This window comes from Pedobacter sp., from assembly GCF_031119335.1.
GTDB lineage: Bacteria > Bacteroidota > Bacteroidia > Sphingobacteriales > Sphingobacteriaceae > Pedobacter.
In genome coordinates, this window is sequence record NZ_JAVHXT010000008.1 from 28,571 (window position 1) to 44,926 (window position 16,356).

Genomic DNA, 16,356 nt, shown 5'->3' on the forward strand with positions numbered 1-16,356 from the left:
TCATGATTAAAAAAATTTTAGCAACAGCATTAAGCATTACGCTGGCAGGCAGTATAGGCTTTGCACAAACCAGCACCAAGCCTGTCCAAATTAAAGGGGATGTAGATCGTCCTTTCCGTAAAACAGTAAAACTATTTAAAGTAGTTGATGGTAAAACTGTAGAAATGGCTACGGCAAATATCAATACCAATAAAAAGTTTGGCTTTCTATTCTACCCAGATTACGAAGGCCTTTATGTACTTGGTACTGGCAACGAAATGAGCCCTAATGAAAATCTCAAATTCTACTTTAAACCTGGCGATCAACTAGAAGTGAGCATAGCCGATACCACTTATACCTTGAAAGGAAATTTAAACTCGAAGGAAAACATCATTTTAAAACAATGGGACGATTTAACCCCTCCGCTATATATGAAGGCTGTAAACTTCATGAAAACATTCAGCACATTTATGGATTATTTCCCGCAACAAGAAACTATTGTTGCCAAGGCTAAAACATTCACCAATGGCAAGGTTTCGGGCAATCCAAAATTTGATAGAGCCCTAAAAGATATCATGCAGCTCGATTTAATTAACTATGCTACCAATTTCCTGAATACGCCACGTTCAGCGCACCCTAGCACCGAAGAGTTAAGCGATTTTTACGCTACAATTAAGGCAACGGATATCTCTAAAAATACCCAAAAAATCTACAATTATCCTTGGGGACAAAGAGTGCTATCAGCGGCAGCTCGTTTAAACATGCGCTTAGATGATAAAAAATACAAAACTGGAGCAGAAGGATTGGCATTATCGCTTCCATATATTGCTAATGATACCTTAAAAGGCGATTTAGTATTGGAAAACTTAGCTATGTATAAAAACTACGCTGATTACAAAGCTATTGCCAACCAATACGGCAACTTTCTATTAACCAAGGCTCAAAAAGAAAAAGATAATGCTTTAATTACGCCATTACTCACTTATAAAGCTGGCACAGATGGCCTTCAATTTACCTATCCAGACAAAGAGGGCAAACAGGTTTCGTTTGCAAGCTTAAAAGGCAAAGTTGTTTTAGTTGACGTTTGGGCCACTTGGTGCGGTCCTTGCAAAGCAGAATTTCCACACCTAAAACAATTGGAAAAAGATGTAGAAGGCAAGCCTATACAGATTGTAAGTATTTCTACAGATTCTGAAAAGGATAAGGAAAAATGGCTAAAAATGATTAAAGATGAAGGATTGGGAGGCATGCAATTATATGCGGGAGCAGATAATGAATTCTCCAAATACTACAAAGTAAATACCATCCCTCGTTTCTTAGTGTTTGATAAAAACGGAAAGATTGTAAGCATAGATGCTCCACGTCCATCAGATCCTAAATTGAAAGAATTATTATTTGCTGAAGCGGCTAAATAAAAAACACTTCTAATCTTCCCAAGCAGCAATAAACTGCTTGGGAAATCTTTTCATTTAAAAAATTGTATGAACACATTCAAAAAATGGTGTATAGTCACTGCTTTGTCTTTTATTTCTGGTTATGCCATTGCACAACAAGACAGCATACAAATCTCTGGAACCTTAAAAGACCTTAATAACCATGTGGTTTATATTAGCTTTAAGGATGAAAATGGCGCCAACAAATATTTTAGAACCACAGCTAAAGGCAACAATTTTTCGCTAACAGTACCTAAACAAACAATACCTGTTATCGCTAGGCTAGACATTTCTTTGAGGAGAGATTTATCGGCAAAAGTAGGCAAACAGAGCATAGGTAGTCCTGCCCCAAGTTTAAATCTATTCGTTTATAACAAACCAATAAGTGTTAATGGCGATGCTTTGCTTGTTCAATTTGCCAGTATCAAAGGCGACGAAGAAAACAATCGTTTCGAGGACTTTAAGAAAGCTACACGTGTTAATGAAACACGAAGCTATTTAATCCACAAAAACCTGTTCCAAAACAATTATCATCAAGAAGCACTTATTGGCAACAAAGATAGCTTAGAAGCAGAGCTTACTATCCTACAAAAAAGGCATATACAAGCACAAAGGGAGTATGTAAGTAAAAATCCAAATGCATTTGCAACAATTTATCTGCTTACTAGAATGCAAAACCTTTACACGGCAGAAGATTTCATAAAAAACTGGAATAAAGTACCAGAAAAATACAAAACACATCCCGATACCAAAAGTATAGCTAACTACATAAAAGAAGTAAGCGTAACCTTAGCTGGTACCCCAGCAAAAACTTTCGAACGGAAAGACAAAGACGGAAAAACCATTCGTTTGGCAGATTACAAAGGCAAAACAGTATTACTCGATTTTTGGGGCAGTTGGTGTGGCCCTTGTAGAGCCAGTCATCCTCATTTAAAAGAGCTTTACAAAAAATACAAAAAAGATGGCTTTGAAATTATCGCCATTGCACACGAGAGGGCAAAAACATTAGATGAAGCCAAAGCGGCTTGGTTAAAAGCTATTGAAGAAGACCAAATTAACTGGGTTCATATCTTAAACATGGACGGTATTGAGCAGCAAAACATTGTAAAAGACTACGGCGTAATGGCTTTTCCTACTAAAATATTGGTAGACAAAGAAGGCAAAATCTTACTCAGAATAAGCGCCAGTGCAACAGATGATATAGATAAAGCATTAGAAAAAATTTACGGACACTAAAACCAACAAAATGAACTTAAAAAAATATATGGCAATGCTTGCACTTTGCGTTGGCAGCATAACATTACTACAAGCACAATCTAAGCTTGTAACAACCATTCCTTTCGAAATAATACGTGGCTCTATTGTGCTTAAAGTGAAAATTAACGACAATAGTAAAACACTTCGTTTGCTTTTTGACACAGGAGCCGATGGCATGGCAGTTGCTAAAACCACAGCAGACTCTATCGGTTTAAAAGTAACCCGCAACAATAACGCTTCGGTAGTAGGTGGCTCTATGAAAATTGATGTTTCTGATGGCAACGACATCCACATGGAAAATGGCTTTGTACTTAAAAACCAAGGTATAGCTATATTTCCAAAACTAGACAAAGGTTTGGATGGTCTAATTGGCAACACCATGACTAAACGCTATGTAACCAAGGTAGATTTCAATAAATATGAGCTATCTCTTTACGAATTCGAAAACTACCAACCCGAAAAAGGCAGTACTGTAATTCCAATCACTATTCCAGATGGACTTTTCATCATTCCAGGAAATGTGGAAATTGTAGCTGGTAAAACTCACGTGGGCAACTTTGTTTTTGATACGGGCGCCTCTTACAACCTTATCTGCTTTAGGCCATTTGTTAAAAAGAACAAACTACTTATTAGTGGTTTCAAGTCAGACTACCATGCATCTACAGTGAGCATGGGCGTTTCCTCTCCTACTTTTAACGGTAAAGCCAGCAGCTTTTCATTTGCCAACACACAACCGCTTAAAAACATGCCAATTACTTTGATGGCCGGCGGTGGGCAAAACGAAGATTGGAACCCTGGTTTTGATGGTTCTATTGGCATGGGTATTATTTCCAGATACAATTTCACCATTAACCGCCAAAAAAATGAGATCTATTTTATGCCCAACCACAGTTTAAATTACCCTCTTGGTTTTAACTTATCACCATATCTTATGGCCTTTAATTTAAAGGGCGAGTTAGAAATAACTGGACACGTGAGGGTAATATTCGATAATGAAGTTTCTTTGCCCACCGGTACAAAAATAAATTCAATTAATGGTATTACCGCAAAAGCAATGCTGGCCGACGCTAGTAAGATAGAGCAGTTAAAAGCATTGCCTCGTAATACCGAGCTAAAAATAAGCTATGTAGACAACAACAAACAGTTAACGGCTACCTACCCTAAACAATAACACTTTGTGATGAAAAGATTTGTAATGATATTACTAGCGGCCGTATTTACTGCTACTAGCTTTGCGCAAAGTGCATTAGACAAGGCTTTAAACCAAGCCAAAAAAGAAAATAAACTGGTTTTTGTAGACACCTATTTTACGGGCTGCCTACCATGCGAACAAATGGATAATGAAGTTTTCCCAAATGCTGCCGTAAGCAAGCTCATGGAGAAAAACTTCGTAATGCTAAAAGTAAACGTATTTACCGAGAAACTAGGAGACACCTTGAAAGTACAGCATATTTTAAATGGTTTCCCTACTTTTTTGGTATTAAATAGCAAAGGTTATTTAGTATCGGCTATTTCTGGCTTTAAAGATCCAGGTGATTTAATAAGTTTTTTGAACAATGCGAAAAAACGTGCCGATAAAGGAATATACCATGCAGGCTACTCAGCTAATTATAACGTTAACGACTACCCTACATTTTACCCAGAATTTGCCAAAACCAGAAAAGGCGTAACGCAACAAGACTTAAAAGAATATGCCGATAAATTGTCAGATTTTAAGGCAAAAAATAGCTTACTACCTTTTCTCATTTCGCGTAATACAAATGATAAAGTAACTACAGAAATACTGAAAGACTATACAACTTACGCCTATCTTTACGGAGAAGAAGTACTACAACCTGTGTTAGACCGTGTGCTTACTTCTGCAATGCAAAACAGTATCAATGCTTCGAGCACCAAAGCAGATTTTGAGAATTTCTTAGCTCAATATCAAACTAAATTTCCTACCGAACGCTGGAAAATTAACCTACAAACCTTGGGCACCAAGTTTTATTTAGAAATGAAGAAAGACACCACCGCCTACCTACATTTTGCCATTAAAAACCCTGTGCTATACCAATATCATTTCAGCGCATTAGTAAACGCCATGACTGTTAAAAAGCAAATAAAAGGAGAAACTGCCGAGCTGTTGTTACAATGGGCAGATACCATTATTAACGAAAACAGCAGTATGGAGATCATTAAAAATGCAGCTTACCTTAATAAACGCATTGGCAATAACGAAGGTTACAAAAAATTTATACAAATGGCTATTAATAGAGCCAAGAAATATGAAATGCCTTTTAAAGACATGGAAGAAAGCTTAAAGCAAACTTCCAAATAAGACGAAAGAAATTTAGCAATGGATGTTGCTAGAGGTTTAGGTAATTAATAGTTAATTAAGAAGGGGTCGGATGTTTTGCCGGCTCCTTTATTTCATCTAAGCTAAAATGAAAAATAACGAACTCAACAACCAAGCTTTTGCAAATTATGTGCGAAAAGTAAGAAGAGATAAAGAACTCTCCCAATTGTGTATGGCAAACTTGATGAACATCTCGCAAAATGCCTATTGCTTAATAGAAAACGGGCATACCAAAATTACACTAGCACATATACAATAAATAGCACATGCGTTTAAAATTAGTGAGAAACGATTGTTAGAAAATTTCTTCAACAATTCAGCATAAACATTTGATAGACAATGTCTATTGACAATCAAATTTGCTATGCTTAAATTTATATTAACCATTTAACCTATGAAGAAATTATCGCTATTACTCCTATTGCCTTTACTAGGCCTTATCGCTTGTAAAGAAAACAAAGCTAGCAAGCAAAGCTTTTTAAGAAACACATCTATTACCAGCGGTATAGACAGTGCTAAAGCCCAACAAAAAGGACTTATTCTTATCTCTAACAAAGAAGGCTGCAGCATGTGCGAACTTTTTGAGGTAGATTTAATGAAAGACGAAGCCTACGCAGAAAAGGTTTACAGCAATTTTGTACTGCAGCGCATAGACGAAAACAGCATGGGCAACCGCTGGCTGGCCAGACTATTGAACCGCGGCAGTTTCCCTATCTTTTTATTCTTTAACAATAATATGTCGCTAATAGGAATAGAAATGGGCGCCATTAATAAAAAGGAAATGGAAACCTATATAGCCAACACCTTAAAAGGCGAAAAATGGGTAGACAAGCATTACCAACCTGGTGCCGAAACCAATATGCCCGCCAGCAAACTTTTAAGCTATGTAGAAAATAGCTATAAGGCACAATTGTATTGGACGCAATTTCGTACCAAGCAAAAAGAAAATTTTGATAAAATAGAACCCGCTTTAAAAACCAGTATTGCCGCCTACCCTACTTTTTTTAACAACCACTTACTGGCTAGATATTACACGGTTAAAAAAGATACCATACAGAGTAGAAAATCTGCTACATTAGCTTTGTCATTTAACGACCCTACTTCCTTATATTTTAATGCCAACTTACGTACTGAACTTAAATATATTGTAAACCCCAACTACGATATTTATAGCGAGCCATATATAGCTATTGGCGAAACCGAACAACAGTTAGGGCAGGTAAAATTTGGCGAGAAGAGAACCGTAAGCTTTAAGATTACCAACCTGGGCAGAGAAACACTTTTATTTAAAAAACCCTACACCAGCTGTAATTGTACCTTAGCCAGTTATCCCGAAAAGGGAATTAAACCTAAAGAAACTGGTGTATTAACAGTTAACTTTTCTGCTACCAAATCCGGTGAGTTTACACAAATAATTTATGTTACCACTAACGCCATCAACTCTCCCCTGGAACTTGCCATTAAAGGTGTAGTTTTAGGAAACTAGTTTTTGAATTCTTTATTTATAACTCTTAAAATAAAATATTATGAAAAAAACATTTTTATCTCTACTGTTATTAATGACGGTAACTACGTTAAATGCTCAAGTTGAAACGGATGTACCATGCCTTGAAAATGAATGGGGAAAATATTTTCCAAGTCCAGTGAGTTGTAGTGTATTTTATATCTGTTCTCATGCTGCCTACAGTTCATCATTAGTTCTATATGCTTATGAATGTCCTGATGACCTATGGTATGATCCGGAATCTCAAAGTTGTGTTTTTCCATGGTTATCTCCTTGCGATATTTTCACACTTTAAGAATGATATTATTGAAGCTAACATGGGACATTTAAATCCCAAATACAGGAATAATTAAGGATAACTTAATTAGTTTAAATAGCAAAAAAGAAACAGATAAATTATTCTTAGAAATTGCTTAAATCTCTAATTTTAATAAAAAACCCCTTCCGTGACGCTAGGCTCTTAGAAACATCCTGTAACGAGTGGTCTTGACAAGCTAGGAGTTTTATACTTACCGTAACTCTTATCCAACAGCAAGACGTATATTTTAAAATTAGAAATTTAAGCAGTTTTCTTAATCTTCGAATATAAGATTAAGAATTTTTAAATAAAACGATGGAAAGTTATGAAAATTAAAATAATTGGATTTATGTTGATTTGCGTATATGCAAATATTCTAAAAGCTCAGACAGATTTAAACAGAGATGCGGCGAAAGCTTATGCAAAAGGTGGAGGAGGTGCCGCAACAAACGATAAACTCTATACCAAATATATACAACTAATAGATGCAGAAACTAAAACACCGATCGCCAATCGTTACGTTACCTTCTATAAAAAAGTTACCGCATTAGGCGCTGGAAAATCAGACGAAAAAGGATATGTAAAGTTTGGGATGCGAAACAGCAATTACTACAACAAAGTAACAATAGATATAAATCCTAATGCCAATGACCCTCAAAATCCTTTCAGAAATAAAACAGTATATATAGCTTTAAACAATGGCGCAATAGTTTTTCCTTCTAAAAAAGAGGTAAAAGATACTATAAAGATTTATGTAAATAAGGCAAAATAATTTTCCACACCTTTATGGACAAATACTTCTGCCTTATTTTCCTCAGTTTACTTTTATGGTCTACCATATTAAATGCCCAAGAGAAAAAACCCATTGAGCTAAATACCGTAACCGTTAAAGGCAGCAGGAAACCATTAAAAGAAAGTGCCAAAGGGGCTATCTTAGATATCACCAAAATACCAGATTATAAACTACTTACCCTTGCCGAAATTTTAAGCCATATACCTGGTATAGAAGTTAACAGCAATACCATTAGCTACATGGGCAGGCAGCTAAGCCTCATGCGAGATGGCGTTAACGTTGCAGGGTTTGACCAACAAATAGCTAATAGTTTAAACACGGGCAATACACATAATGCCTACACTAAAATAGAGCTTAACCTCTACAACCTTAAAACAGAAGGGCCCACATTGAGCTTTGTAGCTCCAAAATACGATGAAGGTTACTTTGGTAATATAGGAGGCAATACAGGCACCAATAACAGCATGTTAATGAGTGGGTTAAGCATAAGCAAGCAAAAACACCTGCTAAATATTAACATTATGGGCATGTTGCAGTATGCGCCTAATACCACAAGCTATATAGATACCAAGTTTGCCCAAACCCAAACCAACGATATCAGAAATGTGGAAAATGAAGGCTTGAAAATGGGTAGCGGCAGCCTCAGTTTAAGCGATAGTTATTTTGTTAATTCCCAAAACACCATTAATGCCTCTGTGAGTTCTAATTTTAGGAACACGCTGTATAAAGTAAACACGTACCTACGCCAATACCAAGCAGGTGCGCTAAAAAATGAGGCTAATACCTCATTAGAAAACAGTACTGGCTTTTGGCAAAGTCCTAGCTATAGTAGCAAGCTAAGCTATGTTTATAAGCCTAAAGCTAAAACAGAACAAACAAAAAGGTTTGATATTAGTTTAGAATACGACAACAGCCAGTTTGAGCAAATAACCGATGCCCACGCCCAATCTTTACTTAGCCCCTTTATACCAAATAGCATTTACACCAGTACCAACCAGAACAAAAAATCGAATATTTTTGGTTTGGTTGGCTACGAGTACACCCATCAAAAATTAGGCGGTTTCGAGGTGGTAGCCCGGTATTTTCACAGAGAAAATCAAGACAATTACGGTTATAACTATCAAACAGATGCTAATGGCAATAGAGATGAAATTCTACAAGAAAATCATATCGCCTACAATTATGCTGCTATATTAGCCAGTTGGGATAAAAGCTTTAAAGATTTCTCTGTAAGAGCTGTTCTTAAGCAAGATTACAGCAGCGACTATATTTCAAGTATAAAAGGCCGAGACAATTTTCGCTTTAGCACTTTTTCGCCTTACCTATCTCTTTTTAAAACATTAAAAGTGGGTAACTTGCGTTTCGAGGCCAAATACAGCCAGCGCCGCCCAGAGTTAAGCAGCATGTCTAACGTGGTAGATTACGGTGCCCAGTTTAACACTTCCAACTTTCAAACCGTGGGAAACCCATTCTTAAAGCCTTCAAAATCTTTGCTTTTATCCAACATTTACACTACAAGTGTTAAATCGGTAAGTATTATTCTTACCACCGAATATGAAAACGTTGCAGATGCTATCTCTAGCTACCAAACTACAGATGGAAATATCAGGATGAGAACCTATCGTAATTTGGCCAAACGCAACGACTACACCGCCAATTTATCATTAAATTTTTACCTGTTTCCACGTTTTACGGTTCAACTGTATAGTAACAACATTTTTAACTACTTTAAAGTAACCGAGCAAGAAAAAACCAACGCCTACAGATGGGGCAATGGTATACGCCTATCGTACACGCCGCTACCCAACATACGCTTAGGCACCAACTTTGGTTTAACGGGCGGTGGTAGTTTCCAATCTAAAACAAAGGCGCAATTTAATTCGGGCTTTAGTGTGGCTTCTAACATCGGAAAAGTTAATTTCAACCTGAGCGTTAACAATTTTCACCAGCCTTACTTCAACAATTACAATTGGGTAGATGCAAATGGCTACGAAGCTTACACCAAAAGCCGTAGTAGAAGAATATTGGGAAGCCTAAACGTAAGCTATTCTTTTGGAAAGGTAACCAAACGAGCTAACGTTCCGGGTAAACAAATCACTAAAGATGATATATAGGCCTACAACTTCCTCAACAACTTTTGCGCCTTCTCATACTGCACCGCCCCATCAGGAATTTTCTCTAACCAAAACTTGGTATCTGCTTTTTTATCCTCTTTCAAATAACTCATGGCCATGGCATAAGCCGCATCGTATTTATAAACCGATTGGCCTTTAAACAAATCTTCTAACAACAACCTACCTTTAGCAACCTCATTGGTTTCTAACAAACTTACCCCGTAATAATAAGCCACCATTGCATTTGCGGGGTCGGTAGTGTTCAGTTTCTCTAAAGCAACCTTTGCTTCGTTATATTTTTTAGCGTTAAACAACGCCGCTGCCTTATCCAATTCGCTTACTTCTGCGCCACGTTCGGCAACACTCATTTGAGGGGCAGTGTTATATTGCTCGTACAAATCGCCTTTCCACGGTGCCCAAATTAACATACCCAACACCAAAACCGCAGCCACGCCCGAAACCCAACGCAGGTAATCGCTTAACTTCACTACCTTTGGTTGCTCGGCAGCGAACTGTTCCCTATTTAAGGTTTGCAAAGTGCCCAGCAAAGCATTTCGTCCAGCATCGTCCGAAAGTTCCATTTGCAAACTGCTATGGATATCGTAATAATCTGCCAGATATTGCTTTAACTCCTCATCTTGCGTCAATAGGTTTTCGAACTCCAAGCGTTCAGCTTCGTCCAAATCTCCCTCCACATATTGAGCAGTCCATAAAATTTTGTCCTCAGTCATTTTTTCTATCGATTAATTTAACCAAGCTCGCCATACATTCCGATTTCTTTTTTCTCAAATAACCATACGTAACGCCCAAAGCTTCCGCTACTTTTTCCTGCGCTTCGCCTTTCATGCTCCATCTAATGATTTCCTTACAGCGTTCGCCCAGTTTTTCAAAGGCCTTTAAAAATAATGCCGACTGTTCCTTTTGCGCTTCCAAAACTTCGGCCTGTTCAAATGTATCCTCGCCAATATGTAATAAATCGTCTTCGCTTTTTGTTACCGGGCTTATCGATTTTTTTTTCAATTCGTTAAGCCACTTGCGTTTACAAACCAACAGCAAAAATGGCTCAAATGGACAGGTAAGCTCTAAATTCTTGTATTTAGCCTGGTTGTAAATATCTACCAAAGCCTCCTGAAAAATATCTGCGGCATCGTCGGCACTGCCATTGTTAAACAAAACGAACGACTTTACCTTTCCCGCACATTTCTTATAAATTTCGTTTACCAAAGCTACCTCATTGTTCAGCAGCGCAGTCACATAACGTTGGTCTTCATGTACTTTTTTGGTCATCTACGGGTTGATTTACCTAAAAGTAGAATTTATTGCGGGAAACTAAAAAAGTTTTGATTTATTATTAGAAAAGCACTGACAGAAACACAAGCAACCAATAGTCCCAGTTTCGCTCATAGTCCTCCCCCGATAAAATCCTATCGTGTGGACACATCTCGTTCCTCCCCCTTGAATCCCCTCCGAAAATCGGAGTAAACTCTCCAAAGGGGGACACACTGTGCCTCAGCATTTTGCATATCCCCCTCTCCGAGGGGGCAGGGGGAGGAAATTGACATTTGCTAATATTTGTGTCCACACGATAGGATAAAATCGGGATGCGGGCTAATCCGCTCAATTGGGTTTAGCACACTTAAACCTGTGCACAACACTTGCAAAATAAACCCGGTAGCAGCGGTACCGATTTTATCGGTTTAGCGAATAACGGGGCTATCGCAACCTAGCAGCAGAAAAACTGCTTTCCTGATTTCAATTAATCAGATTACAAGGCCGCTTTAACCAAATACGGCAAAATCTCTTTTTGAAAGGTTACAAAGTTTTTGCGTACATCGGCATCGCTTACAGAGGTAAAAGCGAAAGAGAAAACGATGCTTTTACTAGCCTTCAGCAAAAATGCCAATCCGCCACGTTTAGCAGGGTTATTCTTAAAGTGATCTAACTCTAGGTAGGCAGATAATAAAAGCGCCTCTAATTGGTCTGACAGATGTTTTAAAAACTCCTGAGAGTTTGCGTTTTCACGAACAAAATCCCAACCTATAAATTCGTTGCAAACCGTGAAAGACAAGCGGCAGGTTTTCATCACCAATGCCTTTAAATGTTCTTCTTCGCTGGTAAATTGCGCTTTGTTAGATAAAATTCCGTGAAGGTTCACATCTAGATAATCCATCAAAATAAAATCGAGTATCTGCTCTTTGCTTTCGAAATATTTATAGATCGTAGCTTTTGCAATGCGTGCCTTCTTAGCAATTTCGTTAACACTGGTTTTGTGATAACCATACTTCCTAAACAGCTCTTTGGCAGCTCTAAGTATACTTTCTTTTATTTTTTCTGGTTCCATTAATTTCTAACTTGTATAGTACCGCCAGCTATGGCAACACTATATCTTTTCAGTGCAATTTTTGCAGGTGATTTTTGTGGACTACCATCTAGCAATAAGAATTTAGCTCCAGTGCACGGATCGATAGCGGTAATCCCATTATCCTCAGGCTCTACTGCACAAGCTTTTTCTGGATTAACCGTGCTACAACGATCAAAAGCTACATATCCATTGAAAGTTTTAACAATCATTAAACCAGCTACGCCTTTATTTGGCACCAATAAAACGTTATTAGTTGCAGTAATCCCAAATTCAACAATGGTGACGTTATGAGTTACAGGATAATCGGGCACAAAGTTTTCTTCCTTTCCACAAGATGTAAAAAGCAGAAAAACTAATGCTATGCCCAATATTTTTCTCATTCTTTATATTGTAGCCGATTGATATTGTTTTAAGAAACGTACATCGTTCTCAGAGAACAAGCGTAAATCTTTAATTTCGAATTTAAGGTTAGCGATACGTTCAATACCCATTCCGAACGCAAAACCGCTATATTTTTTACTGTCGATACCACAATTTTCCAACACATTAGGATCTACCATTCCGCAGCCTAAAATTTCTACCCAACCACTGCCTTTGCACATTTGGCAACCAGCACCTTTACAGATACTGCAAGAAATATCCATCTCGGCGCTTGGCTCTGTAAACGGAAAGTATGATGGCCGGAAACGTACCTTGGTACCTTCTCCATATAACTCTTGAACGAAATAGAACAAGGTTTGTTTCAAATCTGCAAATGAAACTTTCTCGTCTACATACAAACCTTCTACTTGATGGAAAAAGCAGTGCGCTCTTGCAGAAATGGCTTCGTTACGGTACACACGACCTGGCATTAAGGCTCTAAATGGTGGCTGACCAGCTTCCATCATTCGCACCTGTACCGAGGATGTGTGCGTACGCAAAGCGATGTCACCTTTTTCTCCCCCTTTTTTGATGAAGAACGTATCTTGCATATCTCTTGCTGGGTGTTCTTCTGGGAAGTTTAAAGCAGAGAAATTGTGCCAATCGTCTTCAATTTCAGGACCTTCGGCAACGCTAAAACCCAATTTATTGAAGATTTCTATGATTTCTCTTCTTACAATTGCCAATGGATGACGCGTACCCAATTCAAAACCTTCACCCGGAAGTGTTAGGTCTAATTGATTGCCTTCTGCAGTATCTTGAGAAGCGGAAATAGTTTCATTTAACGTTTGGTATTTAGCTTCTGCCAATTGTTTAAATTGGTTCAGCACTTTACCTAAAGTTCTTTTCTCTTCTGGAGAAACCGCCTTAAATTCATCAAAAATATCTTTAATGATGCCTTTGGTACCTAAGAAACGGATTCTAAATTGTTCCAGCTCTGCTGCATTAGTGGTAGAAAACGCATTAATTTCCTCGGTGTACTGCGTTATTTGGTCTTGTAACATGTGCCAAATATACACGATTTTATCTTATGTTTTTGTCAAAGCGAGTTCAAAAACCAAGTTAGTCATAGAATAAATACGTAAAATGAACCGAGAGTTGGTTTTGGTTATTGGAAGTTGAAATAAATACCATAAGTAGCAAAGTCAAAAACCAAGCGCTAAATATTGTTAATTAATACAAAAGCTATGACAACATTAACCGTTCATATACCAGACAGCAAAGCTGATTTTATTAAAAAGCTTTTAAAAGAGCTTGATGTAAAGGTTGAGAGCGTTGAAAGCGCCCAAGAATAAAAAAGAAAATCACCTACCTAATAAGGAAACGATTAAGGCTATCGAAGACGCTAGAAGTGGCAAAACGACACGCATAACAGATTTCAAAGCTTTTTTTGAGAAAATTTGATGTACACGATAGATTATACAAATAAATTTATCAAAGATTTAAAACTCGTCAAAAAACGCTCGACAAAAGATTTTGCCCTAGTCGCCAATTTCATTGAGAACGAACTTGCATTAAAAGGCGCTAGCGGGCTCGACAAAAAATACAAGGCACATAAATTATCTGGAAATTACAAAGACAACTGGGAATGCCATATTAACCGCTGAGGCGCAAATTAAGCTTATCCGTTTAGGCAGCCACTCCGATCTCTTTTAATCTACAAATTCGCATTCAAGTAAGCCAATAACTCCACAAACACCAATTGAATACTTCCTACTGTAGTGAAACTATGATCGGCACCTGGAATTTGTACAAACTTATTTGGCACTGCTACCTGATTTAACTTAGCGGTAAAAGCATCAAAAGTTGCCCTGTCTTGCTTTGGTAATCCCGCAACTACATTATTTTGAGGAAAAACGTTTAAGGTTGGGATTTTCTGATTGGTATTTGCTACATACAAAGGACTTATCGCTTTATAATACTGCTCGTTGGCAACGTTAACCTCGTAACCGGTGTATCGGTAACCAATTTCAAACAGTTGTGCTGGCAAGTTCTGATAATTTGGAATATCGGTGAACGTTTGATCTAAAGCTCCCGCTAAATTCACCGCCACTTTAACCTTACCCGTATTTTTAGCACCGTAACTGTAAAGCAAACCCAAAGTTGCTCCTGCGCTATGCCCAACAACGGCTATTCTGCTCGAACTTATTTGCCATTCGCCTGCATTAGCGATCACATAATCCACTGCTGAACTCACATCGTCAACCTGATTGCTAACCAAAACGGCACTACGTTTACGAATGTGCAAATCACTCCCATCTACCAAACGATAATTGACATTTACTACGGCAAAATTTCTTTTAACCAATTCCGTTACAATTGCAGTATAATCACTTTTATCTCCACCTATAAAGCTGCCTCCATGTATAAATACTACTGTTTTAGTTTCCGTAGTTCTGTTTGCTGGTAAATAGACATCCATATTCTGCAAGGCGCTGGTACCATAACTTACATTCATCATTGTTTTAGCTTCCAATTGTTCTTTGTTAGATTTCTTACAAGAGGTAATTAATACCGATAAAAAAACAACAAATACACTTCGCAGGATAATTTTCATTTTATTATTTTATTGACTACAAATCAAACGGAGCAATAGCTTAAATTATTTCGATATTTAAAAAAAAGGCTGAGATTTCGAAACCTCAGCCAACTTTAAATTACTTAATCACTTCCAGCTCCTTACCTACTTTGGTAAATGCTGCAATAGCTTTATCTAAATGATGCTGTTCGTGAGCGGCAGAAAGCTGTACCCTAATGCGAGCTTTGCCTTGCGCCACTACTGGATAGAAAAACCCAATCACATAAATTCCTTCTTCTAACATTTTAGCTGCAAATTCTTGCGCTACCTTTGCATCGTATAACATCACTGGAACAATTGGATGAAAACCAGGCTTGATATCAAAACCTGCTTCGGTCATTTTCTCACGGAAGTATTTAGTGTTATACTCTAATTTGTCACGCAGCTCGGTAGTTTCGCTCAACATATCCAATACCGCAACAGAAGCACCAGCAATAGATGGTGCCAATGTATTAGAGAATAAATACGGTCGCGAACGTTGACGCAACATATCTACAATTTCTTTACGACCAGAGGTAAATCCGCCAGATGCGCCTCCTAAAGCCTTGCCCAAAGTACCCGTAATGATATCAATACGCCCCATCACATCGAAATGTTCGTGAGTTCCTCTTCCCGTTTTACCAATAAAACCAGAACAATGCGATTCGTCAATCATCACCAAAGCTTCGTATTTATCTGCTAAATCGCAGATTTTATCTAAAGGTGCTACAGAACCATCCATCGAAAAAGCACCATCCGTTACAATCATTCTATGGCGACAATCTTTTGCTGCAATCAGTTGCTTTTCCAAATCTTCCATATCGCAATTTTTATAGCGGAAACGCTGTGCCTTACACAAACGAACGCCGTCAATAATAGAGGCGTGGTTCAATTCATCAGAAATAATTGCGTCTTCTGCACCTAACAAAGGTTCAAAAACACCACCGTTGGCATCAAAAGCAGCTGCGTACAAAATCGTATCTTCTGTTCCTAAAAACTGTGAAATTTTTGCTTCCAATTCTTTATGGATATCTTGTGTACCACAAATAAAACGCACCGAAGACATACCATAACCATAATGATCAATTGCCTTTTTAGCTGCTTCAATTACTTTTGGATGCGATGATAAACCTAAATAGTTATTCGCACAAAAGTTAATCACCTCATCTCCGGTGCTCACCTTAATATCTGCACCTTGTGGGGTAGTAATAATTCTTTCTCGTTTGTATAGACCAGCTTGCTCAATTTCTGCTAGCTCTTTTTGTAGAACGGGTTGTAGGGTTTTGTACATGGTTTAATTA

General features: G+C 37.8%; 17 protein-coding genes. 10 read left to right on the plus strand and 7 right to left on the minus strand.

What is annotated here, in order from left to right; translation table 11 throughout:
* Window positions 1-2 precede the first annotated feature (2 nt).
* From REI64_RS10270 to REI64_RS10310, 9 genes are all read left to right on the plus strand, one after another.
* Window positions 3-1,394 carry a TlpA disulfide reductase family protein gene (locus REI64_RS10270; RefSeq protein ID WP_308850029.1) on the plus strand — a complete coding sequence of 464 codons (1,392 nt, stop codon included), beginning with the start codon at window positions 3-5 and terminating at the stop codon, window positions 1,392-1,394.
* Window positions 1,395-1,460: 66 nt separating this feature from the next.
* Window positions 1,461-2,648, plus strand: a complete 1,188-nt coding sequence (locus tag REI64_RS10275; protein ID WP_308850030.1) for a TlpA disulfide reductase family protein — start codon at window positions 1,461-1,463, stop codon at window positions 2,646-2,648.
* 10 nt (window positions 2,649-2,658) lie between these two features.
* Window positions 2,659-3,840, plus strand: a complete 1,182-nt coding sequence (locus REI64_RS10280; protein WP_308850031.1) for a retropepsin-like aspartic protease — start codon at window positions 2,659-2,661, stop codon at window positions 3,838-3,840.
* A 9-nt stretch (window positions 3,841-3,849) separates the two neighbouring features.
* Window positions 3,850-4,989 (plus strand): thioredoxin family protein, encoded by a 1,140-nt coding sequence (locus REI64_RS10285; RefSeq protein ID WP_308850032.1) that lies wholly within the window; start codon window positions 3,850-3,852, stop codon window positions 4,987-4,989.
* A gap of 106 nt (window positions 4,990-5,095) precedes the next feature.
* Complete coding sequence (locus REI64_RS10290; protein ID WP_308850033.1) at window positions 5,096-5,266, plus strand: helix-turn-helix transcriptional regulator; 171 nt, start codon at window positions 5,096-5,098, stop codon at window positions 5,264-5,266.
* A gap of 135 nt (window positions 5,267-5,401) precedes the next feature.
* Window positions 5,402-6,493, plus strand: coding sequence for a DUF1573 domain-containing protein (locus tag REI64_RS10295; protein ID WP_308850034.1), 1,092 nt, complete (start codon window positions 5,402-5,404; stop codon window positions 6,491-6,493).
* A 40-nt stretch (window positions 6,494-6,533) separates the two neighbouring features.
* On the plus strand, window positions 6,534-6,806 hold the full coding sequence (locus REI64_RS10300; RefSeq protein ID WP_308850035.1) for a chitin binding domain-containing protein: 273 nt from the start codon (window positions 6,534-6,536) through the stop codon (window positions 6,804-6,806).
* Between the two features lie 328 nt (window positions 6,807-7,134).
* On the plus strand, window positions 7,135-7,581 hold the full coding sequence (locus REI64_RS10305) for a hypothetical protein (RefSeq protein WP_308850036.1): 447 nt from the start codon (window positions 7,135-7,137) through the stop codon (window positions 7,579-7,581).
* A 14-nt stretch (window positions 7,582-7,595) separates the two neighbouring features.
* Window positions 7,596-9,716 carry an outer membrane beta-barrel protein gene (locus REI64_RS10310; RefSeq protein ID WP_308850037.1) on the plus strand — a complete coding sequence of 707 codons (2,121 nt, stop codon included), beginning with the start codon at window positions 7,596-7,598 and terminating at the stop codon, window positions 9,714-9,716.
* Between the two features lie 2 nt (window positions 9,717-9,718).
* On the opposite strand, the gene REI64_RS10315 is transcribed toward REI64_RS10310, so the two are convergent.
* The 5 genes from REI64_RS10315 to pheS form a co-directional block, all read right to left on the minus strand.
* The gene (locus REI64_RS10315) at window positions 9,719-10,447 is read right to left on the minus strand and encodes a hypothetical protein (RefSeq protein ID WP_308850038.1); all 729 of its coding nucleotides are present in this window, start codon (window positions 10,445-10,447) and stop codon (window positions 9,719-9,721) included.
* The gene (locus tag REI64_RS10320; protein ID WP_308850039.1) at window positions 10,440-11,003 is read right to left on the minus strand and encodes a sigma-70 family RNA polymerase sigma factor; all 564 of its coding nucleotides are present in this window, start codon (window positions 11,001-11,003) and stop codon (window positions 10,440-10,442) included. Before REI64_RS10320 ends, REI64_RS10315 begins: the two co-directional genes overlap by 8 nt.
* Before the next feature lie 478 nt (window positions 11,004-11,481).
* Window positions 11,482-12,057: a helix-turn-helix domain-containing protein gene (locus REI64_RS10325; protein ID WP_308850040.1), complete on the minus strand. Its 576-nt coding sequence runs from the start codon at window positions 12,055-12,057 to the stop codon at window positions 11,482-11,484.
* Window positions 12,057-12,458, minus strand: coding sequence for a hypothetical protein (locus tag REI64_RS10330; RefSeq protein ID WP_308850041.1), 402 nt, complete (start codon window positions 12,456-12,458; stop codon window positions 12,057-12,059). The genes REI64_RS10325 and REI64_RS10330 overlap by 1 nt, the downstream gene beginning before the upstream one ends.
* A 3-nt stretch (window positions 12,459-12,461) precedes the next feature.
* Window positions 12,462-13,502, minus strand: coding sequence for a phenylalanine--tRNA ligase subunit alpha (gene pheS, locus REI64_RS10335; protein WP_308850042.1), 1,041 nt, complete (start codon window positions 13,500-13,502; stop codon window positions 12,462-12,464).
* Window positions 13,503-13,901: 399 nt separating this feature from the next.
* Here pheS and REI64_RS18305 point away from each other — a divergent pair, with 399 nt between their 5' ends.
* On the plus strand, window positions 13,902-14,105 hold the full coding sequence (locus tag REI64_RS18305) for a type II toxin-antitoxin system YafQ family toxin (protein WP_375141995.1): 204 nt from the start codon (window positions 13,902-13,904) through the stop codon (window positions 14,103-14,105).
* A 50-nt stretch (window positions 14,106-14,155) separates the two neighbouring features.
* Here the strand turns inward: REI64_RS18305 and REI64_RS10340 are convergent, their stop codons facing one another.
* Both REI64_RS10340 and kbl read right to left on the minus strand, forming a co-directional pair.
* A complete protein-coding gene (locus REI64_RS10340; RefSeq protein ID WP_308850043.1) occupies window positions 14,156-15,055 on the minus strand; it encodes an alpha/beta hydrolase in 900 nt (299 codons plus the stop codon).
* Between the two features lie 100 nt (window positions 15,056-15,155).
* Entirely contained in the window at window positions 15,156-16,346 is a 1,191-nt protein-coding gene (gene kbl, locus REI64_RS10345) for a glycine C-acetyltransferase (protein WP_308850044.1), read from the minus strand.
* Window positions 16,347-16,356: the final 10 nt, after the last annotated feature.

Coding starts and splice junctions, on each gene's coding strand:
- REI64_RS10270 (WP_308850029.1), top strand. CDS start 3: ATGATTAAAAAAATTTTAGCAACAGCATTAAGCATTACGCTGGCAGGC.
- REI64_RS10275 (WP_308850030.1), top strand. CDS start 1,461: ATGAACACATTCAAAAAATGGTGTATAGTCACTGCTTTGTCTTTTATT.
- REI64_RS10280 (WP_308850031.1), top strand. CDS start 2,659: ATGAACTTAAAAAAATATATGGCAATGCTTGCACTTTGCGTTGGCAGC.
- REI64_RS10285 (WP_308850032.1), top strand. CDS start 3,850: ATGAAAAGATTTGTAATGATATTACTAGCGGCCGTATTTACTGCTACT.
- REI64_RS10290 (WP_308850033.1), top strand. CDS start 5,096: ATGAAAAATAACGAACTCAACAACCAAGCTTTTGCAAATTATGTGCGA.
- REI64_RS10295 (WP_308850034.1), top strand. CDS start 5,402: ATGAAGAAATTATCGCTATTACTCCTATTGCCTTTACTAGGCCTTATC.
- REI64_RS10300 (WP_308850035.1), top strand. CDS start 6,534: ATGAAAAAAACATTTTTATCTCTACTGTTATTAATGACGGTAACTACG.
- REI64_RS10305 (WP_308850036.1), top strand. CDS start 7,135: ATGAAAATTAAAATAATTGGATTTATGTTGATTTGCGTATATGCAAAT.
- REI64_RS10310 (WP_308850037.1), top strand. CDS start 7,596: ATGGACAAATACTTCTGCCTTATTTTCCTCAGTTTACTTTTATGGTCT.
- REI64_RS10315 (WP_308850038.1), bottom strand. CDS start 10,447: ATGACTGAGGACAAAATTTTATGGACTGCTCAATATGTGGAGGGAGAT.
- REI64_RS10320 (WP_308850039.1), bottom strand. CDS start 11,003: ATGACCAAAAAAGTACATGAAGACCAACGTTATGTGACTGCGCTGCTG.
- REI64_RS10325 (WP_308850040.1), bottom strand. CDS start 12,057: ATGGAACCAGAAAAAATAAAAGAAAGTATACTTAGAGCTGCCAAAGAG.
- REI64_RS10330 (WP_308850041.1), bottom strand. CDS start 12,458: ATGAGAAAAATATTGGGCATAGCATTAGTTTTTCTGCTTTTTACATCT.
- pheS (WP_308850042.1), bottom strand. CDS start 13,502: ATGTTACAAGACCAAATAACGCAGTACACCGAGGAAATTAATGCGTTT.
- REI64_RS18305 (WP_375141995.1), top strand. CDS start 13,902: ATGTACACGATAGATTATACAAATAAATTTATCAAAGATTTAAAACTC.
- REI64_RS10340 (WP_308850043.1), bottom strand. CDS start 15,055: ATGAAAATTATCCTGCGAAGTGTATTTGTTGTTTTTTTATCGGTATTA.
- kbl (WP_308850044.1), bottom strand. CDS start 16,346: ATGTACAAAACCCTACAACCCGTTCTACAAAAAGAGCTAGCAGAAATT.